Annotated in this window: 20 protein-coding genes; 9 read left to right on the plus strand and 11 right to left on the minus strand. The window is 67.2% G+C overall.

Annotated elements, in window-relative coordinates; all coding sequences use genetic code 11:
• Nucleotides 1-31 precede the first annotated feature (31 nt).
• Entirely contained in the window at nucleotides 32-835 is an 804-nt protein-coding gene (locus tag JOB34_RS11655; protein WP_208052890.1) for an HAD-IIA family hydrolase, read from the plus strand.
• A gap of 2 nt (nucleotides 836-837) precedes the next feature.
• Here JOB34_RS11655 and JOB34_RS11660 read toward each other — a convergent pair whose 3' ends face one another.
• Together JOB34_RS11660 and JOB34_RS11665 are read right to left on the minus strand one after the other, a co-directional pair.
• The gene (locus JOB34_RS11660) at nucleotides 838-2,358 is read right to left on the minus strand and encodes a LamG-like jellyroll fold domain-containing protein (protein WP_208052891.1); all 1,521 of its coding nucleotides are present in this window, start codon (nucleotides 2,356-2,358) and stop codon (nucleotides 838-840) included.
• A 92-nt stretch (nucleotides 2,359-2,450) separates the two neighbouring features.
• Complete coding sequence (locus JOB34_RS11665) at nucleotides 2,451-3,062, minus strand: hypothetical protein (protein ID WP_243758028.1); 612 nt, start codon at nucleotides 3,060-3,062, stop codon at nucleotides 2,451-2,453.
• 167 nt (nucleotides 3,063-3,229) lie between these two features.
• Here JOB34_RS11665 and JOB34_RS11670 point away from each other — a divergent pair, with 167 nt between their 5' ends.
• Nucleotides 3,230-3,697 (plus strand): MarR family transcriptional regulator, encoded by a 468-nt coding sequence (locus JOB34_RS11670; RefSeq protein WP_347813841.1) that lies wholly within the window; start codon nucleotides 3,230-3,232, stop codon nucleotides 3,695-3,697.
• Nucleotides 3,698-3,765: 68 nt separating this feature from the next.
• Here JOB34_RS11670 and JOB34_RS11675 read toward each other — a convergent pair whose 3' ends face one another.
• Both JOB34_RS11675 and JOB34_RS11680 read right to left on the minus strand, forming a co-directional pair.
• Nucleotides 3,766-5,031 carry a choice-of-anchor P family protein gene (locus tag JOB34_RS11675; RefSeq protein ID WP_208052892.1) on the minus strand — a complete coding sequence of 422 codons (1,266 nt, stop codon included), beginning with the start codon at nucleotides 5,029-5,031 and terminating at the stop codon, nucleotides 3,766-3,768.
• 157 nt (nucleotides 5,032-5,188) lie between these two features.
• Nucleotides 5,189-6,562 (minus strand): HNH endonuclease signature motif containing protein, encoded by a 1,374-nt coding sequence (locus JOB34_RS11680; protein WP_208052893.1) that lies wholly within the window; start codon nucleotides 6,560-6,562, stop codon nucleotides 5,189-5,191.
• 146 nt (nucleotides 6,563-6,708) lie between these two features.
• On the opposite strand from JOB34_RS11680, the gene JOB34_RS11685 reads away from it, so the two are divergent.
• The 7 genes from JOB34_RS11685 (at nucleotide 6,709) to JOB34_RS11715 (ending at nucleotide 14,470) form a co-directional block, all read left to right on the plus strand.
• Entirely contained in the window at nucleotides 6,709-7,506 is a 798-nt protein-coding gene (locus tag JOB34_RS11685) for an SGNH/GDSL hydrolase family protein (RefSeq protein WP_208052894.1), read from the plus strand.
• Nucleotides 7,507-7,687: 181 nt separating this feature from the next.
• A complete protein-coding gene (locus tag JOB34_RS11690) occupies nucleotides 7,688-8,992 on the plus strand; it encodes a nucleotide sugar dehydrogenase (protein ID WP_208052895.1) in 1,305 nt (434 codons plus the stop codon).
• Nucleotides 8,989-9,594 (plus strand): acyltransferase, encoded by a 606-nt coding sequence (locus tag JOB34_RS11695; RefSeq protein WP_208052896.1) that lies wholly within the window; start codon nucleotides 8,989-8,991, stop codon nucleotides 9,592-9,594. The genes JOB34_RS11690 and JOB34_RS11695 overlap by 4 nt, the downstream gene beginning before the upstream one ends.
• Nucleotides 9,591-10,679: a DegT/DnrJ/EryC1/StrS family aminotransferase gene (locus tag JOB34_RS11700; RefSeq protein WP_208052897.1), complete on the plus strand. Its 1,089-nt coding sequence runs from the start codon at nucleotides 9,591-9,593 to the stop codon at nucleotides 10,677-10,679. Before JOB34_RS11695 ends, JOB34_RS11700 begins: the two co-directional genes overlap by 4 nt.
• A gap of 1 nt (nucleotide 10,680) precedes the next feature.
• Nucleotides 10,681-11,679 (plus strand): Gfo/Idh/MocA family oxidoreductase, encoded by a 999-nt coding sequence (locus JOB34_RS11705; protein WP_208052898.1) that lies wholly within the window; start codon nucleotides 10,681-10,683, stop codon nucleotides 11,677-11,679.
• A gap of 20 nt (nucleotides 11,680-11,699) precedes the next feature.
• Nucleotides 11,700-13,190 carry a hypothetical protein gene (locus JOB34_RS11710; RefSeq protein WP_208052899.1) on the plus strand — a complete coding sequence of 497 codons (1,491 nt, stop codon included), beginning with the start codon at nucleotides 11,700-11,702 and terminating at the stop codon, nucleotides 13,188-13,190.
• Entirely contained in the window at nucleotides 13,187-14,470 is a 1,284-nt protein-coding gene (locus JOB34_RS11715) for an oligosaccharide flippase family protein (protein ID WP_208052900.1), read from the plus strand. The genes JOB34_RS11710 and JOB34_RS11715 overlap by 4 nt, the downstream gene beginning before the upstream one ends.
• A gap of 21 nt (nucleotides 14,471-14,491) precedes the next feature.
• On the opposite strand, the gene JOB34_RS18145 is transcribed toward JOB34_RS11715, so the two are convergent.
• The 7 genes from JOB34_RS18145 to JOB34_RS11750 form a co-directional block, all read right to left on the minus strand.
• Nucleotides 14,492-15,763 (minus strand): O-antigen ligase family protein, encoded by a 1,272-nt coding sequence (locus tag JOB34_RS18145; protein ID WP_208052901.1) that lies wholly within the window; start codon nucleotides 15,761-15,763, stop codon nucleotides 14,492-14,494.
• Between the two features lie 66 nt (nucleotides 15,764-15,829).
• A complete protein-coding gene (locus JOB34_RS11725; protein ID WP_208052902.1) occupies nucleotides 15,830-16,903 on the minus strand; it encodes a glycosyltransferase family 4 protein in 1,074 nt (357 codons plus the stop codon).
• Between the two features lie 38 nt (nucleotides 16,904-16,941).
• Nucleotides 16,942-18,126, minus strand: coding sequence for a glycosyltransferase family 4 protein (locus JOB34_RS11730; protein WP_208052903.1), 1,185 nt, complete (start codon nucleotides 18,124-18,126; stop codon nucleotides 16,942-16,944).
• Entirely contained in the window at nucleotides 18,123-18,755 is a 633-nt protein-coding gene (locus JOB34_RS11735) for an acetyltransferase (RefSeq protein WP_208052904.1), read from the minus strand. Before JOB34_RS11735 ends, JOB34_RS11730 begins: the two co-directional genes overlap by 4 nt.
• Nucleotides 18,752-19,366, minus strand: coding sequence for a sugar transferase (locus JOB34_RS11740; RefSeq protein ID WP_208052905.1), 615 nt, complete (start codon nucleotides 19,364-19,366; stop codon nucleotides 18,752-18,754). Before JOB34_RS11740 ends, JOB34_RS11735 begins: the two co-directional genes overlap by 4 nt.
• Complete coding sequence (locus JOB34_RS11745; protein ID WP_208052906.1) at nucleotides 19,366-20,499, minus strand: aminotransferase class I/II-fold pyridoxal phosphate-dependent enzyme; 1,134 nt, start codon at nucleotides 20,497-20,499, stop codon at nucleotides 19,366-19,368. Before JOB34_RS11745 ends, JOB34_RS11740 begins: the two co-directional genes overlap by 1 nt.
• Nucleotides 20,496-22,391 (minus strand): nucleoside-diphosphate sugar epimerase/dehydratase, encoded by a 1,896-nt coding sequence (locus JOB34_RS11750; protein WP_208052907.1) that lies wholly within the window; start codon nucleotides 22,389-22,391, stop codon nucleotides 20,496-20,498. Before JOB34_RS11750 ends, JOB34_RS11745 begins: the two co-directional genes overlap by 4 nt.
• Nucleotide 22,392 lies beyond the last annotated feature (1 nt).

The raw sequence follows: 22,392 nt of genomic DNA on the forward strand, positions 1-22,392 counted from the left end.
GATGCCGGTGCGGTGCTGGAAGAATGCGGCCATGACCAACAGGAGACCGGTCGAGTGCTGGCTGACCGACATGGACGGGGTGCTCGTCCACGAGGAGCACGCGCTGCCCGGGGCTCCTGAGTTCCTGGCGAAGCTGCAGGCGAGCGGGCGCCGATTCATGGTGCTGACGAACAACTCGATCTACACCCGCCGCGATCTGCGGGCGCGGCTGCTGGCCAGCGGGATCGACCTGCCCGAGGAGGCGATCTGGACCTCGGCGCTCGCGACCGCGCAGTACCTGCAGGACCAGCGGGCCGGCGGATCGGCGTACGTGCTGGGGGAGTCCGGGCTGACGACCGCCCTGCACGAGGTCGGCTACATCATGTCCCAGCGCGACCCGGACTACGTGGTGCTGGGGGAGACCCGCACGTACTCGTTCGAGACCATCACCCGCGCGATCCGCCTGATCGACAACGGTGCCCGCTTCATCGCCACCAACCCCGACGCCACCGGACCGTCGGCGGAGGGCTCGCTGCCGGCCACCGGCGCGATCGCCGCGCTCATCACCAAGGCGACCGGCGTCGACCCCTACTACATCGGCAAGCCGAACCCGTTGATGATGCGCAGCGCGCTCAACCAGATCGACGCGCACTCCGAGACGACGGTGATGATCGGCGACCGGATGGACACCGACATCCGCAGCGGCCTGGAGGCGGGGATGCGCTCGATCCTCGTGCTGTCCGGGTCGACCCGCGCCGAGCAGGTGGGTCGCTACCCGTACGTGCCGACCTGGGTGAAGGACGGCATCCACGACGTGGTGCCGATGATCGACGAGCTCGCTCCGGGTGAGGGCTGAGGTCAGGATGCCGCGTTGTAGTGGTCGGAGATCTGGGTCGCGGTGAGCGCGCTGTTGTAGATGGCGGCGTCGTAGAGGCTGGCGCCGATGAAGTCGCTGCTGGGCGCGGCCGGGAAGCCCTGCAGCTCGTTCTCGCCGACCCGGAAGTATCCGGCGTAGTTGCGGCCGGCAGTGGTGCTCGAGTCGCTGTCGACCAGGTCACCGTCGAGGTAGAGCCGCATCCCGTTGGTGGACAACGACGCTGTCGCGAGGTGCCATGCACCGTCGTTCACCCGCTGTGCACTGTTGACGTAGGTGACTCGGCCGGGGTTCACGCCGAAGACGAGCTGGCCGTAGTTGGTGATGTAGAGGACCCGGTCCCAGTACGAGGTCGGGTCCCCGGTCCGCGTGTCGGAGAAGCCCATCAGTGCACCGCCGCGCGTGGTGCTGGTCTTGAACCAGACCTCGAGGGTGAAGTTGTTGGGATTGGTGAGCTTCGTCGGCGTGGACACGTAGCCGGAGCTGCCGTTCAGCGTCGTCGCTCGCGCACTGTCGCACGGACCGGCGGTGGTGCCCGTCGTCCCACCGGTGCGGCTCGGCGTGTAGGTGCCGTTGCGTCCGCCACCCGAGGCGTCTGTCGCGGTGTTCCCGCTCTGTTCGCCGAGGGGGTAGAGGAGGTAGGGATCGGCCGCCTGGACGGCGCTGCCGCAACTGAAGTAATCGGCGGCCGACCATGTGTCGGGCGAGTTACTCGTTTTTGCGGTGAACGCGCTCGAGGCCTGCGCGGGCAGCGCGACGCCGGCGGAGATGGCGCAGATGCTGAGGCCGACGAGCACGAGCCGGCCGCGACGCCGCGGCGCGGCGGGAGCGGACGCGTGTCGCGCGGCGTACCCCGGAGGTGTCGTCGCGCGGGGGCTGTCGAGGTGGGACGGGACGGCAGAGGCGAGCGCGATCGAGGGAGCGAATCGATCCCCCTCGACGTCGTCGTCCTCGTCCTCCGGGCGGAAGACGAACGCCGCTGAGACCAGGACGAGGAGTGCGCCCAGGATCGGGAGTAGGGCAGCGCCCTGGTGGGTGCGCAGGAGGAAGACCGGCTTGCCGATCCAGGGCGAGCGCAACGATGCGACGCCGTGGACCGCGCTCCGGGAGATCGGGGTGGAGTCGTCGGTGCGGTTCGCGTCACCGCGCAGCGTGAGGCGCCCGTCCGGGCGTACGGCGACGAGCCGGTGCATCCGCAGTCGCCCGGCGTGGTCGGGGTCGTCGGCCAGGAGCACCTGGCCGATCCGCACGTCCTGCGGCGCGATCGGGCGAGAGGCGACGATGTCACCGGTTTGCAGCTGCGGTGCCATGGAATTGCTCATGACGACGGTGCTGTGCCAGCCGATCGCGACCGGCACCACAGACCACAGCAGCAGGCTGGCGAGCATCGCCAGTGCCGCGCGCGCGAGAGCAGTGATCACGAGGGCGCCCCAACCGCCGCGCCACGTCGAGCCGGGGGTGGCGTGCACCCGAGGCTCGGTGGGGCGGACGACTGCAACGGGCACGGGCGGGCTCCTCGACGGTTCGGACGGTTCTCCGGTGGCAGCAGCGGGGGTGGGTGCGACCCGTAGGGGCCGCACCCGCCTCGCTTCGGCGATCAGCTGTTCTGGGCTTCCCAGGTGAAGCCGATCGAGGCGGTGCCGCCCTGCGCCGTGTTCGGGGTGTTGGCGTCGAGGCCGTAGGTGATCTTGTAGACGCGGGTCTCCGACGCGGTGCCCGTGGGGGCCCAGTTGCCGACGCCCGTGGAGTAGTTGGTGGCCGCGCTGCCGAAGGAGGCGAGGGTGCCGGTGTAGACCGCGGAGCCGCTGGTGAGCGCGGTGAAGCCGGTGCAGGAGCCGGAGCCGCCGCCGGTGCCCTGCACGATCGTGAGGTTCAGCGAGGAGGACAGCGCCTTGGTCGTCGTCGCGCCCGTGCCGTAGAGCTTCACCGCGGAGGCCACGGAACCGCTCGAGGTGACCGCGATGCACTTGGAGTCGGTGGAGCCGGGCTTGAGGTTGGTCGCGGAGAACATCGCGGTGTTGTTGCTGTCGTCGGCCAGCGCGACGGTGCCGGCGGACCAGTTGTTGCTCCCGTTGCTCGTGGTGGCGGAGAACGCGGAGTACGACGCTCCCCAGACCAGGGCGCCGGAGGTGACCAGCCCTGTCGCGACGGCGCCGAGGGTGATGGCGCGGACGGAACGACGGCGGGGGCGGCGGATGGAAGCAGACATGGGTGGACGACCTTTCGATTTTGCACGGTGTGAACGAGCTCAGGAGGACCCGAACCGCTCCCACGGCGGGTCAATAGAAGGTAAAGTAACGGTCAACCGTACGACTGTCAAACGATCCGGCGAACGTATGATTGCAGCTTCACGTATTCGACTTCGAAAGGACCACCGTGTCCACGTCTCCCCCCGCGGACCCCTTGGCGGACGGCATCGACGCTCTTCGCGCGCTGATCGTTGCGGGCGAGCACCTGCGCCAGGCCATCGCGGAGCACTTCGGCACGGGCGTCCCAGAGACCCTGGCGATGAGCCATCTGCACCTGCGGGGTCCACTTGGCCCGCGGGAGTTGGCCGAACGGCTCGGACTGACGCCTTCAACCGTCACGTCACTGCTGGACCGGCTCGAGGCAGCCGGCTTCGCCCGGCGTGAGGCGCACCCCACCGACCGGCGCAAGTCGGTCATCACGCTGACGGCGGCGGGTGAGGGGGTTGTGACCGCGTCGGATCACTGGCTCAGCAACGCGGTCGAGCGTCTCGGTCCGAAGGTCATCCCCGAGGTCACCCGGTCCATGCAGCTGCTGGAAGCCGGGCTCGCGCAGCAGACCGCGGACATCCTGGGCACCGCCTCCACGGCCGGCTGACCCCACAGACGGCGAGAGCCCCGGACCAGCGCTGGTCCGGGGCTCTCGTCCTGCGTGCGTCGAAGGGGTCAGCGGTTCTGCACCCCGGTGTTGGAGACGCCGATCTCGACGAGCGTGCCCTTGGCGAGGTTGCTGAGCGCCTTGTCGAGGGTGATCGAGACCATCACCACTCGGATGCCGGTCGTGGTTTTGGTGACCTTGTGCAAGGTGACGGTCCCCAGCTGGCTGAGGGTGATCGTCGTGTTCGGCTTGACCGAGTCGGTGATCGAGGGCATGCCGGCGATCTTGAGGCCGACGAACCCGGATGTGTCAGTGAAGGTCGCCGCTGACGTGAAGCTCGTCCGGCTGGTCGTCGTCGACGCCGTGATGGTGCGAGCGCCGATCAAGGAGCTGAGCACATTGAGTCCGCTGATCTGGTCGGTCGCTGAGCTGGTCAGTTTCGGTGTGGCCACCGACGAGGTCGTGCTCTTCACCGCCCCGAGGCTCAGCAGGCTCGGGATCGCGCTCGAGGCGATGCTGACCGTGCGGTCGCCCCCGTCGCAGGCGACTCCTGCGAGAGCGGTGGGACCGCTCTTGACGCTGCCCGACAGCGTGGCCTGCGTGCCATACGCCGACCCGGTCGCGAAACCGGCCGGCGTGCCTTTCAACGCGGCGTACGAACGGCCGATGTAGACCGTCGTGCCGATGGGCAGTCCCATGCTGTTGGAGTTCGTGACGGTGACGTGGATCGCGGTGGTGACCGCCTGGGTCAGGCCGTTGACCTTGGCCTGGGACTGCTCGTTGAGCACCACCGAAGCGAAGGGTTTGCCACCGAGCGCGAGAGCCACCTTCGTGTTGGGGCCGACGCCGCTCGCGAAGCCCTTGCCCGCGACCTTGATGCCGACGAACGCGGTGCTGTTGGAGCCGTACGACGTCTTGCTCGGTGTGTAGGTGGCGCGAGACGTGGTCTTCAGCGAGGTGGACGTGATGAGACCACCCAGGAGGTTGACCCCCGAGATCTGCGCAATGCCCTGGGACGTACGGCCGGACGCGTCGAGGATGCTGCGGCTCTGGCTGTAGTCCGTGCCGACCTTGCCGACCTTGCCCAGGTCGACCGAGGCCACCTGGTTGGAGTTGGTGAGGTTGGAGGTCGTCGTGCAGGAGATGGCTGAGTATGCGGTGGCGCCCGAATTGAGCGCTGCCAGAGAGGAACTGACGTAGGTGCCGTACCCGTAGGCGGAGTAGCCAACGGGTGCCGGGGTCGCTGCAGCCGCCGAGGCGGTAGGCGGATGGGTGCTCAGGGTGAACCCTGCGAGGACGGTGCTTGCGACGACGGCTGCTGATGCTCTTCTCATGAGCTCTTCCCCTTGGACGTGCTGGTCGACCGGCGTGGGGGCGAGATCGACACGGCCGCAAAGCGGCCGGTACTTGAAAGTACGTCGGTCGTACTAAATTGCGGGGGCTTAGCAGCGGGTAAGTTTCTATCGAGTAAGTTACTTGACTGTAGTTATCTCAGCCGGATTCGAGGTAGATGCGCCCGGTGAGGAGGGCGACGTCGACCCGTTTGGCGAGAGAGTGCTCCAGCCGTGATCGTCGCCGGACCGGCGTCGGGGGCGGCTCGCTGCGGTAGACGTGTCCGGTCGGGGTGATGACGTGGACGCCATGCCGGTAGCCGTCACTCGATGCCCGGGAAGCACGCCAGTCGGGGTGCTCCTTGCGGTAGTTGCAGTCCTCGCATAGCCCTTGCGCGTTGTCGAACGACGTGGATCCGCCCGCCGAGTGCGGCCGGATGTGGTCCACATGTCGGATCGGGGCGTCGCAGTAGGGCGTACGGCAGACCTCGTCGCGCACGGTGACCAGCTCGCGCAGCAGCCCGGTGAACGCCCTTGTCGTCGCCTCCATCCGGATCAGGTCGCCGTCGCGCGGTGAGGTGAAGAGGCGGCGAAGGGTGACCCGCGCGGTGTTGCGGTCACCTTCGGACCCGGCTCCGACGAGCTGGCGTGCGAGATCGGCCGGGATGGGGCCGTATCCCTCGAGCCGCGCCGGCGTGGTGCCGCCGGCGAAGAGCGTCTCCGCGTCCATGAGCAGGTTGAGGTGCACGTCGCATGGGCCGGCGGGCTCGCGCCCGGTCAGCCGCGCGACCAGCAGGTCGGCCATCCGCTGGCCCCGCGAGCGCTCGGTGCCGTCGGCGACGTCCGTGCCCGCCTCCCGCTGCAGCGCGAGGTGCGCGGCGATCGCGTCGGCGCAGGGCAGGACGGCGGTCAGGATCGCCATCCCGTCCGGCGCAGCTCGCACGCAGACCCGACGGGCGGCGACGGCCCGCGAGCGTCGGGCGACGACGCTCGCGGCGTCCAGCCGCGAGGTGAGGCCCGCGGCCATCGCGTGGGCACGGCGGTCGGACATCCGGGGCAGGTCGTCGGCGAGCTGCTCATCGACGATGCCGCGGATCTCGCGGGTGGTGCAGGCGGTCTCCTGCGCGACGATGGTGGCGCGCCACTCGCTGATCTCGCCGCGGCGCAGAGCGCCATAGGTCTGCGGCATCTCATCGACCAGGGCGCGTGCCAGTCCGAGGTGCCGTGAACCGCGGGACGGCGACTCGCGGCGCGCGAGCGCGACCTGTCCGCCGACGGACCGCGCGGTGTCGGCCTGGCGAAGCCCGCGTGCCTGGTCGGTCGCGCGCTGCTCGTCGTAGAGATCGACGGTCAGAGCTGCCTGGGCTGCTGCGGCCGCGCCCTTCAGATCCTCCAGCGCGGCGATCTGGTCGATCCGCTGAGCATCGGGCAGGCAGTCGTCGACCCCGAGCAGCCGCATCAGCCAGGTGCGGATCTCCGCACTCGCGAGCGGTTCGGAGTCCTCCTCCGCGACGGTCTGCTGTGGATCGAACATGTTTCCAGAGTAGGGGTGGGGTCTGACAGGCACCGACTCCAGGACATGGGTGCCCGCTCATCGACCGACCGTGCCAGCGACGTCCCGTGTCTGGGAGCGGGCCGGTGGCATGATGATTGGAATTGCCCGCCGACAAAGGATGTTGAATGACCCGCGCTTCCGCCCGTCGCAGCACCCGCTTAGAGTCCGCGGCGCGCCACGCTCTTCCGGATGCGGCCATGGCTGTCGGGGCGATCGCGGCTGTGGTCATCGCCGGAGTGGCGATCGCGGACGGTCGCGCCACCGCAGGCGCCTCCGCGCGACCCTCATCGTCGTCCTCGGTGCGTACGCCGAGCACGACCACATCGAGCGCGGCCGGCGGCTCGACGACCGGGACGACAGCGGCCCGACCGACGGCAGTCTTCATCGGAGACTCCTACACGACCGGCGCCGGCGGCGACGGGACGAAATGGACCACGCTGCTGGCTCAGCGCGAGGGGTGGCGCGAGGTCAACCTGGGCTACCGGGGGACCGGTTACGGCATGGAATTCCACGCCCCTGATTGCCCTGCCGCGGGATGCCCGGACTATCTGCAGGTCGTGAGCCGGGCGGCCGCCGCCCACCCCGCGATCGTCGTGGTGTCGGGCGGCCGCAACGACATGACGAACCAGGCCAAGGCCGCCACCAACATCCCCAAGATCTTCCAGCAGCTGCGGCGGGACCTGCCGAAGGCGCGGATACTCGCTGTCTCACCGTTCTGGGACTCCGGCTCCTACCCCGCTCCCCTCACCGCCCTCGGCGCCGAGGTGCGCAGCGCGGTGCGGCAGGTGGGCGGCCAGTACGTCGACGTGGGCTCGCCACTGAGCGGCAAGGCCGGCCTGTTGAGCTCCGGTGGGGTCTACCCGAACGCTGACGGATACCGGGCGATCGCGGAGGCCGTCGAGGGCGCACTCAAGGCGACCTGAGACCCGCGTCACACTCGTTGGCGCGCCGTGAGAGGAAAGCTAGGAAGTTACCGGGTCGTAAGCTTCTGGTCCAGTTAAAGATCTGGGTTGGACCACGCGATGACCAGCCCTTGAAGGGCTTTTGGCGCCCGCCCGCCGTCTACTCTTCATGCGTTCTGACGGGCCCATGAAAGCAGTTCTTGTGAAGATCGCAGTTGTCGGGCTGGGCAAGATCGGCCTGCCGCTCGCTGTCCAGTTCGCCCGAAGCGGCCATCGCGTCTTCGGCGCCGACGTCAACACCCAGGTCGTCGATCAGGTCAATGCCGGTTCGGAGCCGTTCCCGGGGGAGGCGCACCTGGCGGACTACCTTGCCGAGACGGTCAGCGCCGGGAATCTGAGCGCGACGGCTGACACCGCTGCCGCGGTGGCCGCGAGTGACGCGGTCGTGGTGGTGGTGCCCCTCTTCGTCGACGACGAGGCTCGACCGGACTTCGGATGGATGGACTCCGCCACGGCGGACATCGCCCGCGGCCTGACGCCGGACACGCTCGTCGTCTACGAGACCACCCTGCCGGTCGGCACCACGCGTTCACGGTGGAAGCCGATGCTGGAGAAGGGATCCGGCCTCACTGAGGGACGCGACTTCCACCTGGTCTTCTCGCCCGAGCGCGTGCTCACCGGTCGCGTCTTCGCGGACCTGCGCAAGTATCCCAAGCTCGTGGGCGGGCTGAGCCCGGAGGGCGCCAAGGCGGCGACCTCGTTCTACGAGCAGGTGTTGCAGTTCGATGAGCGACCCGACCTGGCACGCGGCAACGGCGTGTGGGACCTCGGCTCGGCCGAGGCCGCCGAGATGGCCAAGCTCGCCGAGACGACCTACCGCGACGTAAACATCGGCCTGGCCAACCAGTTCGGTCGGTTCGCGGCCGCGAACAGCATCGACGTCTACCAGGTCATCGAGGCCAGCAACTCCCAGCCGTACAGTCACATCCACCAGCCGGGAATCGCCGTCGGTGGACACTGCATCCCGGTCTACCCGAGGCTCTACCTCTGGAACGACCCCGACGCCACCGTCGTGCGGTCGGCCCGCGAAGCGAACGCGGCAATGCCGGCGTACACCGTCGGTCTGGCAACGGGCGCGGCCGGTGGCACCCTCGAGGGGATGTCCGCAGTCGTCCTCGGGGCGTCCTACCGCGGCGGGGTGAAGGAGACGGCGTTCTCCGGCGTCTTCGCGACGGTCGACGCACTGCGGGAGGCGGGCGCGCGGGTCACCGTGCACGACCCGATGTACTCCGCCGATGAGCTCGCCCGGTTCGGTTGGGACGCCTACGTGTACGGCCGCCAGGTCGACGTTGTGATCGTGCAGGCGGACCACGCGGAGTACGCCGATCTGGCACCCGAGCAGGTGCCGGGCGCGCGGGTGATCGTCGATGGGCGCCGGATCCTGGACCGCTCGAGGTTCCTCGATTTGACCTTCCTGGTCGTCGGTCAGCCGTCCACGACGGCATGAGCGCGGCCCCGAGGATCGTCGACACGGCAGACGTCGCGGACAGCGCCCGGATCGGGGACGGTTCGTCGATCTGGCACCTGGCGCAGGTGCGTGAAGACGCCGTCCTAGGCACCAACTGCATCGTGGGCCGCGGGGCGTACGTCGGCACGGGCGTGCGGATGGGCGACTCCTGCAAGCTGCAGAACTATGCGCTGGTCTATGAGCCGGCCGTCCTGGAGGACGGCGTATTCGTCGGTCCTGCAGTCGTTTTCACCAACGACCACTACCCACGCTCGATCAGCCCGGACGGCACATTGAAGCGTGGCGACGACTGGGAGGCGGTCGGTGTCACGTGCCGCACCGGCTCCTCCATCGGCGCTCGAGCGGTGTGCGTGGCGCCGGTGACGATCGGACGCTGGGCGATGGTCGCCGCGGGGTCGGTGGTCACCAAGGACGTGCCGGACTTCGCCCTCGTCGCGGGAGTGCCCGCACGGCGCATCCGCTGGGTCGGGCGCGCCGGCGTGCCGCTGGAGCAGCTCGACGACCACATCTGGCGCTGCCCCGAGACCGGGGAGCGCTATCTCGAACATCAGGACCAACTGACGGAGGCATCAGCACCATGACGGAATTCATCGCACCGGCGAAGCCGATCATCGGCGACGAGGAGCGCGCTGCCGTCGACCGGGTCATGCGCAGCGGAATGCTCGCGCAGGGCCCAGAGGTCAAGGCCTTCGAGGAGGAGTTCGACGAGCACTTCGGGCTCGGCCGCGCGTGCGTCGCGGTCAACTCCGGGACGTCGGGTCTGCACCTGGGTCTGCTGTCCTCGGGGGTGAAGGCGGGTGACGAGGTGATCGTGCCGTCGTTCACCTTCGCAGCCACCGCTAACTCCGTCGCGCTCACCGGTGCGACTCCGGTCTTCGCGGACATCAGCGCGGACGACTTCTGCCTCGACCCGGCGGCGGTGGAAGCGGCGATCACCGAGCGCACCGTCGCGATCATGCCGGTCCACCTCTATGGACACCCCGCCAAGATGGAGCAGCTGCTCGCGATCGCCGATCGTCACGGTCTGGCGGTCTTCGAGGACGCGGCGCAGGCGCACGGCGCCTCGTTGAACGGGACTCCGGTCGGCGCGTTCGGGAAGTTCGGGATGTTCTCCCTCTACCCGACCAAGAACATGACCTCGGGGGAGGGCGGCATGGTCACCGCGGCCGATGCTGAGACCGAGCGCCTGCTGCGGCTCTACCGCAACCAGGGGATGGCGCAGCAGTACCACAACGAGGTCGTCGGCCTGAACAACCGGATGACCGACATCCACGCGGCGATCGGCCGCGAGCAGCTGAAGAAGGTCGGCGGCTGGACCAAGCAGCGGCAGGAGAACGCGGCGTACCTGACGGCGAACCTCGAAGGAGTCACCCCGCCGCCGGTGGCCGACGGTGCGGTGCACGTCTACCACCAGTACACGGTCCGGGTGCCGCAGGACCGCGACGGTTTTGCCAAGGCGCTGCGCGAGGAGTACAAGATCGGATCGGGCATGTTCTACCCCGTGCCGAACCATGAGCTGCGCCCGTTCCAGGTGGACGTCGAGCTGCCAGAGACAGCTAGGGCGGCTGCGGAATGCCTTTCGTTGCCGGTGCATCCGTCACTGTCCGAAGACGACCTTGGCCGGATCGTCGGCGCCGTCAATGCGCTCGCCAAGGCAGGTGCCTGAGATGGCGAATCTGCGCGCTGGCCTGATCGGACTCGGCATGATGGGCCGCAACCACGCCCGGGTGCTCGGCAGCCTCGATGGTGTCGATCTGGTGGCCGTGGCCGACCCCGGTGGTGACAAGTTCGGCGTCGCCGGCGGCCGCGAGGTGCTGGCAGGCATCGACGAGCTGATCGCGGTGGGTGTCGACTACTGCATGGTCGCGGTGCCTACGGCATACCACCTCCTCGTGGGCACTGCCCTGGCTGAAGCCGGGGTGCACGCACTCATCGAGAAGCCGCTCGCGGAGAACCTCGAGACGGCGGAGCAGCTGGCGAAGGAATTCGACAGTCGCGGTGTCCTGGGCGGCGTCGGCCACATCGAGCGCTACAACCCCGCGCTGCAGTCGGCGCGAAGCCGCATCGAAGCCGGCGACCTGGGGGAGGTCTTCCAGGTGGTGACGCGGCGCCAGGGGCCGTTCCCCGGGCGCATCGCCGACGTGGGTGTTGTCATGGACCTCGGGACCCACGACATCGACCTCACCGCGTGGGTGACGCAGCAGGCCTACACCTCGGTGTCGGCTCGCACAGCGCACCGCTCGGGCCGCGAGCACGAGGATCTGGTCGCCGTCGTCGGCCAGCTGTCCAAGGGCACCGTCACCAACCACCTCGTGAACTGGCTGTCGCCGCTGAAAGAGCGCACCACTGTCATCACGGGGGAGAAGGGCACCTTCGTGGCCGATACGCTGACCGCCGACCTGACCTATTACGCGAACGGTCAGGTCGAAACGACCTGGAGCGACATCAGCCGGTTCCGCGGGGTCTCAGAAGGGGACATCGTGCGCTATGCGATTGCCAAGCCCGAGCCGCTGCGCGTCGAGCACGAGAACTTCCGTGACGCCGTGCTCGGGAAGGACGCGGACATCGTCACCCTGCAGCAGGGACTCGAGACGGTGCGGGTCGCGCAAGCATGCATCGAGTCAGCCGCGGAAAGTCGCACAGTATTTCTCGACGCAACGCCTTGACGATGCGTCGAAGGGAACTCATGGTGCTCGGGGCGGCAGGTGTGATTGCCGCCGGCGTTTCCGCCGGGTGCAGCAGCGAACCTCGTAAACCCGAGACTGCCATCGACGTGTTCGACAATGCTTGGGCCGCTGTGCGGAAAGCCCATCCTGATTCAGCGTATCCGGGGCCGAATTCCGGGCCTCAGGTACTTCCATGGGAAACTTCGTACATCCTTCAGGCGCTGCAGACCATGGTGCGTGTGACAGGTGAGCGTCGGTATGCAGATGATTTTGTGCGCATTTCCCGCCGGGTGCTGAGCCTTCGGGATCAGGAGCTTGGTCACGTAGCCTTCGACGGTCAGTCCGGCCCGGTTTGGAGCGTTGCTGACCGGTACACCGTGTTGCAGGCGACGCTGAATGACAACGGGGGCGCACCGTGTCTCCTCGTGAGCTCAGCCGCCCCGGGGGTCGCCCAACCTCAGCGGTTACGGGTCGAGCCGAATGCAGACGGTCATTTCGACCTCTATGTTTTTGACGCGCGAAACGGCCAGTTGTTGGACCGCGTCAAGGGGTTGTCCACGCACCGAGGCGACCCTGCTTACGCGCCCATGAGACTGCGGGCTCTCTCGCCGACCTCGGCTTGGCTCACGTGCCGCGACATGCGCGGTTCCTCGACCGATTCGGTCCAACTCGCGGCAGCCGAGCACACGATGGCGCCTGCCCGGGTGTCTTTCGCAGTTCACACGGGCATGATCGCAGCCCCGCTAATGGAGTTCGCAACCACGGTCTCGCAGAATGCAAAGCTGCGTTCGTACACGAGTGACGCCGAAGCCTATCGGTCCGCCGCGTCGGCGGCATGGGCGCACCATCGGGCTCAGATCAAGAACGTCGATGGGTACACCTGCATGGTGATGCCCAGGGGAACCCCGGCTCGCGTGGATGGCACACCCCTTCCGCACAATCAAAGTCTGGCCTACGCACGCCTTGGATCCGGGGTGGGCCGATCCTACGGCGACGCGACGATCTCCTCGGTCTCCGCCGAGCTGTTTAAGACTGTCATCAGTGACATGCGCCCAGTGCCCGGTGAAGAAGGGGTCATCTGGCCGTACTACTGGTCCAAGAGCAGCTGCTATTCCGGCTTCTCGTCTGATTCGAACGTTTCTGAATTCACCCCGTCGATGCCCGCGACGAAGGCCGCCGAGGACACCCAGCACGGAGCTATCGACGTCATGGCTCTGGTAGCTGGGCGGGCCAACAATGCGGGTGTGAGCGACTCCACCATCAAGATCCTGGCCAACACATACGGTCGCCTGGTGAGTTCAGGATGCTTCGCCGCTAGTCTTTCCCCCGGCGCTCACGGGTGCAATGGCAGCGCGGCCGGACTGTGGGCCGGCTCCCTCGTTCCTGGGTCGAGCGCCCTCGACAAAGCAACCCGGGCGCAGTTGCACCAGGCACGGAAGGGCGATCCGTCGGGAGTTAATCTGCTTGGTGCTGCGCTTGTGGCAGCGGCTTCACCGCGGAGCGTGGTGTGACGTCGGCCGGGGGTGAAATCGAGCGTGCGGTCGCGGCCCAGGATGAGTTGGAGCTCGGAGCACCAGCCGAGACCAGTGTTCGACGAGCTTCCGCCACTGTCTTCATAGGGTCGGCGGCCGGTTTCGCTGTCTCGCTGGGCCTTACCCCGGTGATCAGTCGCCTCTATTCCCCGGCGGACTACGGTCTCTTCGCAACGATTACTGCGGTCGCGTCTGTATTCGTCGGAGTCTCGACGCTCCGGCTCGAAATTATCGCTCAGAAAGTGCCTGATCACGCGGAAGGCAGTTCACTCCTGCGGCTCAGTCTGCTGGCGAGCATCGTTGCGGGCCTACTCCTGACCGTCGTCGGTATCGGCATATCTGTGCTCTTCAAGACAAGCTGGTGGTGGGCGCTTACCGGGGTGCTGGTCCTTGTGGCGAGCCTGCAGCTCGTGGGGTCGGCAGCGCTGACCCGGGAAGGTCAGTATCGCCGTCTGGGGATCGCGAACTTCTTGCAAGGTGCTGGCCTTGGTGTGGTTCAGACCGCCTTTGGCGTCGCCCGTAGTGGCGTTTCTTCCTTGTTGTTTGGATTCCTCGCAGCGCGTGCGGTCTGGGCCCGCCCGGCCTTTTCCTCTGTTCGCGGCAGTGAGTCAAGGACGGTGTGGAAAAGGCACCGCGCAACCGCCGCAGTCGCGGGAAGCAGCGCTCTTGTGAACAGCCTCGCGAGCCAACTCGTCGTGCTGGCGACTTCAATTCTTTTCGGCCACGCTGCGGTTGGGATTCTCGCAATGGGTGTCCGTGTCCTGGTCAGCCCGCTTAGCCTCGTCAGCCAGGCCGTGGCCACCGCTAGCGTCGGCCAGGTTGGCGCAATCTTGCGACGTGGCGATCGCGGCCGTGCTCGCATGACGGTGCTCAAAGGAATGCGGGATCAGGCAATTCTGGGCACCATCCCATGTGCATTGGCGCTTGTTCTCGGCCCCATTCTCGGTCCGGTCGTTTTGGGCAGCAAATGGGATGGGGTCGGAGGTATTTTGGCGGCTCTTTCGGTGGGCGCGTGGGCGCAATTCGCAGTGTCGCCATTCTCCCAACTCATGAATCTCAGTGGGCACAGCAATAAGCTGTTGCGATGGGATGTCACTCGGCTCGCCGTCGTCTTGGCGTCACTCGCCGCACCCGCATTGCTTGGTTCGTCGATAACGTCGGCGATCTGGTGCTACTCGGCGGGCCAGTGCTTGGTATACGGGCTACTCGCAATTGAGTTGCCTGGTTGCATGAGGTCCGCCGCTAATGGTCCGCTCTGAGGCGCAAGAGTTCGGCACTGGTTAAGCCCGTATTTCGATGGGTCTTTTGCCTTGCCGGAGATGGCCGTAAGCGCGGCGCACACGGCCATCACGAAGTTTCGAGTCTCCTGCGGACGCCGCCAAGGCTGCACCGAACGCAACCCAGAGGCCGCGATTGGCGGTAATGTCCCCCGACACCTGTGCGTTCACGAGGTGGAACAGCAACAGGCAGAACATTGCGACTTCCACCCACCCTGTGGCCCTCTGCCGCTGCAATCGGACGGTCGTAATCACCAAAACGACCACCATGACGAGCGCCAGCCACCCCGCTTCAGATCCCGCTTCTAAGAAGAGGTTGTGGGGGTACTGGGTGTATCCGGACGACAACGCCTCGTTTGATGGGATAGCATCCCACAACTTGCCCCAGCCAACGCCCAGCGGGTGGTCAGTAATTAAGCGGGCTGTCCTGCCCCAGAGGACCTGGCGAGCTTGGGTCGATGTGTCGTTGAAGTCAGTCAACCGTCGTGGAGTGGTCGACTGCTTGATAAGCAAGTAAGCAGCAGCGACAACCGCAGTGACAGCGGCAAACGTGCGCTGCGCTGACCGGCCCGCACGCGCGCTGAACGCGACACCCGCGATGATTGCAATCACCGCACCCAGGGCGGGCCCACGTGATGCCGCGTCGACGAGGACAGTCGCCACGAGCACGGCGACGATGGACGCCCATACGCGATATGTGCGATTCATCAGCGCAACCACGACGAGCACGACGAATGCTGCCCCGACGCCGCGGGCAGTACCGATTGTGTTGCCGCCGTCGATCGCGGCACGGCCCACGCTGGCCGCCGACAGGGATGGGTCGACGTGAACCAGGCCGGCGATGAGCAAGCCGAGCGCGACATTCGCCCACAACCAGAGTCGCCGGGCCTGAGGGGTGTCCAGGAGGATCGCTCCACCAAGCACGCACAGTGGGACCAGGGTGCATAGCTGCGACACCTTTGTCTGCGTGTACGGGTGCCACGGGGACGCCGGCCATCCGACCGCGAACGCCCCAGCCGTGTAGATCAGCAGGAACCAGCCGTGTGGCCTGCGGGCGTGCCCAGTCAGGGTTCGGACGAATACGAGCAGCCCTACGAGGACAGCCCCTAGCAGCGTGATGTCAACGGGCATCCAGTGCAGATATTTCGAACCCTTCACGTATCCGCCGAACCCGAGAAGCAGCAACGCACCGATAGGCAACAACTCACCCACCCGGATGCCGGTGGCAGGGGCGGTCGGAACCGAGCTCTTCACGGTAGTGCGCACGACAGTCACGCCGGAACCCTAACCATCAGCCCGACCCCGACGGCCTCGCCCACTAAGGCTCGCATGGACCGAGGATCACACCGCAACACGGCGCCTGTCCTTCTGCAGCGTCGTGGTCAACCGTGCTGCTTCACCATCGAAAGTGAACCCGGCTTCCAGAGCGCGACGGCCTCGCAGTCCCATCTCCATGGCGAGAGCCGGGTTCTGCAAGAGCGTGTCGACTGCGTGCCTCACGGCATCCTTGTCGTGGGGGTCCACTAGGAACCCGCAGCCGATTTCCTCGAACATCTCGCGCCACGCCGGAAAGTTCGAGGCTACGAACGGGCGTGCGGCGGCCATGTACTCGAAGATCTTGGTCGCTTGGGATTCCAGGTAGTTTGGGAGGGGATCGAGCAGCGCCAGCCCTACGGAGCATGAGGCCAGCAGCGCAGGCATCTCGCCAGGGGGGAGCGCGCCAAGATACGAAGTCCTGGGTCCGGCTTCGTCGAGCATGGCCTTTGCGCGGTCGGTGGCCTTACCAGCAATCACCAGCTCGGCGGCGGGCTCCGAATGGTTCACAGCGTCCACCATCGCGGCCACACCACGCTCCGGTGAGATGCTGCCGATGTAGCAAAGGCGGGGCCGCTCCGTGACCGCCGCCGGCTGCGGGGCGGGGAAGTCGGCCAGCCATGGGAAGTTCTGCACGAGGATGGTCTTCGAGCTGGTGAAGTTCCTTCGGATGGACGGCGTGGCCACGACGATGTGGTCGAGGAACCTATCTGCCAGCAATTCGACTCCACGAGCCCCGGCCGCGGCCAAAGGGCGGATTCGTCGTGGGATATAGGTCTTCCCCGCCACCTGTTTGGGCAGATCCTCGTGCGCATCGAAGATGACCGTAGTGCGGGGATGGCGAAGCTTCCACGCGACCAGGACCGGAATCAGCTCAGGATCGTGACCGTGCACGACCTCGGGGCGCAGCGCTGCCAGCGATCGGTAGGCATCGAACGGTCCTCGGGCCATCCGGCGTGCTCGACCGGAGTGCCTGGGCAGCGGGTGGATCTTCACGCCGCCAATGGGCTCTGCGCTGTCCGCCACAGCCGCCAAAGTGATATCGAAACCTGCCTGGGCGAGCGCGCGGCACTCTCGATGCAGGATTCGGTTGTCTTGCACGGGGTGCGCTGTCGTGAGGTGAACGGCCCGCGTAGCGGTCATCTTCTGCTCCGGTCGGCCGCTTGGTTCAAGACGGTCTCGAGTTGTGCTGCGGCGTCTGCCCGGTTGAACTGCGCAGCGAGGATGTCTGTGCCGCGCTCCTTCCACGCGGTCTTGGTGGCGGTGTCAGCGTCAATGGCTGTCCTCAGGCCCTTCGGAAGGGAATCGGACGGCCCGACGTACCCGACCTCGGACTCACCAATCAGCTGACGCACGGGAGCGCCGGCGTTGCTGACGATCGGCAGGCCGGCCGCGAGGTAATCGAACAACTTGTTCGGGCTCATCCCCAGTTCGAAGACCGGGAGGGGCGTGACCGCGTGAATGCCGATGTCGCACGCCCGGAGAAGTCTCGCGAGCTGATCCTTGGGCACGGAGTCGCGGAAGGTCACGTTCGTGATCCCTTCGACTCGACCACGTTCGATGGCCGCAACCTTGATCGGTCCGTCCCCGACGAGCAGGAAGTCGATGTCCGGGACTTCCTTGGCCGCATCGAGGATGAGATCGATGCCGTCCTTGGGGCCGTGCGCACCGGCGAATACCGCGGTGGTCCGTTCGAGGCCCAGCTTCGCTCGCTCTGCCTCCCGGTCGAAGCCTTCGATGGTGAAGTCGGATGGCTCGGTGCCGTTACGGATCACGTTGTAATGGTCGAGGTCGGCTCCGATGCTGGTCAGGTGGTCTTCCCAGCCATCGGTCACGACGACGACCTCGTCGGCGCGTGACACGAGGAAGGCTTCGAGATACTGCAGAGCCTTGTGCAGAAGGGAGTCACGCTCCAGCAGATCCGCGGCGACGAAGGACTCTGGCCATAGGTCGCGCACCTCGAGCACGAATGCTGCGCCTTTGAGTCGAGCCACCGCCCAGCCCGTCAACGGTGTGAGCAGATGCGGGGACGACGCGAAGACCACGTCGAGGTCACGATATTTGATGCCCTCGACGGCAGCCTTGCCGCAGTAGACGAGCCAGGTCTGCAGGCGTGCCTTCGCACCGCCGGACTGGGTGGGCACACCCACGAGCTGGAACCTGCCGTCGTCCGTGGCGTACTGCTCCTGCGTGTAGTGGTTGCGATCCCCCGCGACGATCTTCGGCTCCCAGCCCTTGAGGCGGCTGAAGAGGTCGATATGACGAGTCCCACCGCCCTGTGAGCGCGGTAGCGCGAACTGGTTGAGGACAAGGACCTGCTTCATCGTGCGGGGACTCCTTTGACGGTTCGTGCTGAATCCACATCGCGCACAACGACTGCTCCGGCGCCGACGATGCTGCCCTCGCCGACGTGCAGGCCCTGCAGGACGGTGGCATTCGCCCCGACGTACGCGCCGGCGCCGATGTCGACGCTTCCCGAGATGCAGGCCTGGGGGTTGAGACGGCAGAAGTCGCCGAGCCGGCTGTCGTGGCCGACCGTGACGTTCTGGTCGATCTGCACGTGGGCGCCCACGCTGATGTGGGTGCTCAGGCGGCTGCCGGGCGCGATCACGGCACCTGGCGCGACGGTCACATCGGAGCCCAGAGTGGCCGCGGGGTGCACCAGCGTTGCCCACCGCCGACCGGGGTGACGTGAGCTGATGACACGGCGGGCGGCCGGCGATCCGATGCCGAGCACCGCATACGTTGTGGGCGGCAGTTCGGCGAGGACGCCCACACCACCGAGGTGGTCGACGTCGCGCTCCTTGAGCAGTCGCAGGTCAGCGTCGCAAGGGGCGTCGTCGAGCACTCCGACGATGCGCCAGTCGGCCCTGTCGTGGTTTATCGCCGCGACGATCTCAAGCACCTCGCGCCCGAAGCCACCGCATCCGACTACCACGAGGTCGCGAATCATCGGGCGACCTCGCTGCCCATGAACTCTGACATTGAGACCGATCCGGCCTCGGCGACTCCGTCGCGGGCGACCACCGGGCGGATCGTGCGCCATATCAGTTGCAGGTCACCGGCAATCGAGTGATTGTCGACATAATGCACGTCGAGCCGCAGACGCTCCTCCCACTCCACCGCGTTGCGGCCGGAGACCTGCGCGAGGCCGGTCAGGCCGGGCTTCACATGATGACGGCGGGCCTGCTCGGGGGAGTAGCGGTCGAGGTAGCGCATCAAGAGCGGCCGGGGCCCGACCAGCGACATGTCGCCGCGCACGATGTTCCACAGGGCGGGCAGCTCGTCCAAGCTGGTCGCGCGCAGCTTCGCGCCGAACGGCGTGAGCCGCTCAGCGTCCGTGACCAGCCCAAGCGCAGGGTCCTCGTCGAGCATGCTGCGGAACTTCAGCATCTGGAACGGTCGCCCGTGCAATCCCGGGCGGGTCTGACGGAAGAGCACCGGGCTGCCCAGCCGCCGTCGTACGGCGACAGCGACGACGGCCTGAAGGGGCGCGGTGAGAATGAGCGCGGGCACAGCGAGCGCCAGATCGAACGCCCGCTTCGCGACAGCGGAGGTGGGCATTACTGCTGGATCAAAGTCGACGTGACATCGATGACGTGGTCGATGTCCGCGCTGGTCAATGCCGACCCGCTCGGCAGGGTGATGCCCGAGGCGAAGAGCGACTCGGACACGCCCCCGGCGAACATGCGGCTCTTGGCGTAGAGCGGCTGCATGTGCATCGGCTTCCAGAGATGGCGGGCTTCGATATCGGCGGCCTCGAGGCCGGCGATGACGTCGTTCGCACTGACGGGGCTGTCCGGGGCGAGCACCATGCAGGTCAGCCAGCAGTTGTCCTCGCTGTCCGACAGGCCGTCGCCGCGCCCCAGGAAGCGCACTCCGGGCAGCGCGCCCAGGGCGTCGGCGTACAGCTGGCGGTGCGCCCGCCGCCGGCCGATCATCTCGTCCAGTCGCGAGAGTTGACCGACGCCGATCGCGGCCAGGATGTTGGAGAGTCGGTAGTTGAAGCCCATTTCGGTGTGCTCGTACCAGGGGGCAGGTTGGCGGGCCTGCGTCGACAGGTAGCGGGCTCGATCGATCAGGTCGCCGTCGTTGCTCAGCAGCATGCCGCCGCCGGAGGTCGTCATGATCTTGTTGCCGTTGAAGGACAGCGCGGCGGCCGTGCCGAACGACCCGGCGCCCTTGCCGCGGTGGGTCGCGCCCAGCGCCTCTGCAGCGTCCTCGACCAATGGGATGCCGCGCTGCGCGAGCGCTGGCATAAGTGCCTGATAGTCGGCGCTGCGTCCGAACAGATCCACGGACAGGACGCAGCTGACCTCTCGGCCCTGGGCGGCCAACTCGTCGACCGCCTCCAGAGTGAGCTCGACGTCGAGGTTGGCGTCGTCCAGCCGGGAGTCGACGAAGACGGGCTCCGCACCGGTGTAGAGGACCGCGTTGGCCGTCGCGGCGAAGGTCATCGAGGGGAGTACGACGACGGTGCCCGGTCCCGCGCCGTGGTGCAGCAGCGCGAGGTGCAGTGCCGCCGTGCCGGAGGACAGCGCGAGGGCGTGCTCGACTCCCACCCGCTGCGCGACCTCGGCCTCGAAGCGGTCGACCATCGGACCCAGGGGGGCGACCCAGCCGGAGCGCAACGCCTCCAGCACGAGGGTCTCCTCCAGGACGGACACATCCGCCTTGGAGAGATGGATGCGCGTCACGCCTGTTCCTTCACGTGGATGGGTTGCGTGGCCTCGTAGCGCATGAGGGCCACCGCCTCGGCACCATCCTGGGGTTCGGCGGTGATGACGGAGCAGGTGGACAGCGGCGGCGCGTCGACGTAGTCGATGAGTGGGTGGGCGGAGCGGTGGATGTCCTCACCGGGCGTGAAGAGCTCCTCGCTCAACTTCTCGCCTTGACGCAGGCCGGTGTAGACGATCTCGATGTGGCGTTCGCCGGAGAGGTCGATGAGGGTCTGGGCGACGTCGGCGATCTTCACCGGTGTGCCCATATCGAGCACCATCACGTGACCATCCCGACCGATCGCGGACGCTTGGAGGACGAGCTGGCTCGCCTCGGGGATGAGCATGAAGTAGCGCTCGACATCGGGGTGGGTCACCGTGATCGGGCCGCCCCGCTCGATCTGCGCAGTGAACGCGGTGATGACCGATCCGCGCGAGCCCAGCACGTTGCCGAACCGGACGCTGACATATCGCCCGGTGCTCAGCTCGGCGAAGTCCGCGGTCAGCCGCTCGGCGATTCGCTTGCTGTAGCCGAGGACGCAGGTCGGGCGTGCGGCCTTGTCGGTCGAGATGTTGACGAACGTCTCGACATGGATCTCGTGTGCGGCCTGCAGCACGTTCATCGTGCCGAGCACGTTGGTCTTCCAACCCTCGAGCGGATACTGCTCGAGCAGCGTGAGGTGCTTGAGTGCCGCGGCGTGGAAGACCATCTGCGGGCGCTCGCGGGAGAACACCTCGCGTAGGGCATCCAGGTCGCGGATGTCGGCCAGAGCCAGCGTGCCGTCATCCAGCAGGGCGCGGCCGGTGATGCTCATCTGCACGCCGTGCAGCGCGGACTCGTCGCGGTCGAGCAGGATCAGCTTCTTCGGGCCGAATCGCGAGATCTGGCGTGCCAATTCCGAGCCGATCGAGCCGCCCGCGCCGGTCACGAGGACCGTCTTGCCGTTGATCGACTCGGCGATCGCCGTCTCGTCCAGCACGACCCGGCGTCGACCGAGCAGATCCTCCAGGTTCACCCGCCGCAGGTCCGCCTTGCGGGGCGTGTGACCCATGAGCTCGCTCAGCGTGGGCAGGATCAACACCGTGAGGCCGGCGTCGGCAGCCAGCGCCCGCAGGTCTCGGATCAGGTCGGTGTCGGCCGATGGGATCGCGATGACCAGGGACGTCGCACCGCTTGCCTCAGCGAGCTCGCGTAGCCGGTCGCGTCCGCCACGCACGGTGACTCCGTCGATCTTGATATGCCGTTTGCGCGGGTCGTCGTCAAGCAGGCAGACGGGCGCGTACGTCGCGTGCTTGTCCCGCCGCAGGTCGCGCACGAGGCGCCGACCCGCCTCGCCCGCACCGAAGACGATGACCTTCTGGGTGCTGTCGCTCGCCACCGTGCGACCCCATCGGTAGGAGCGCACGATGAAGCGCAGGGTGAACATGCCGACCAGCGACAGCGCCGGCACCAGCAGCGCCAGGCTGCGCGGCGCCCCGTGCAACAGCGGGGTGGTCATGACGACCAGGATCAGCACGGCGGCGTCGAAGACGATCGTCAGACCGATGTCCGCGGTCTCCTCGAACGAGCCCCGCTGGTGGCCGATCCGGTAGGGACCGGCCGCAACGCCCGCGAGCACGTGCACGAGAGCCGCCACGATCGCGAACTGCACGATCGCCATCGTCAGGAACTGGTTGAAGCGCAGGTCGTAACGCAACCACGTCGCGGCATACGTCGCCAGAATCACGACACCGGCGTCGGCCGACGCCCAGGTTGCCTGGACCAGCCACTCACGCTTGCGTGAGGTCAGGGGCAGCTTCGTACGCGGCGCAGGCTCGTGTGCCACGACGAGGGGGTGCGCGGCCTGCCCCTCCGCGCTGTGCTGGTCCATG

The sequence above is a fragment of the Allobranchiibius sp. GilTou38 genome (assembly GCF_017565325.1).
Lineage (GTDB): Bacteria > Actinomycetota > Actinomycetes > Actinomycetales > Dermatophilaceae > Allobranchiibius > Allobranchiibius huperziae.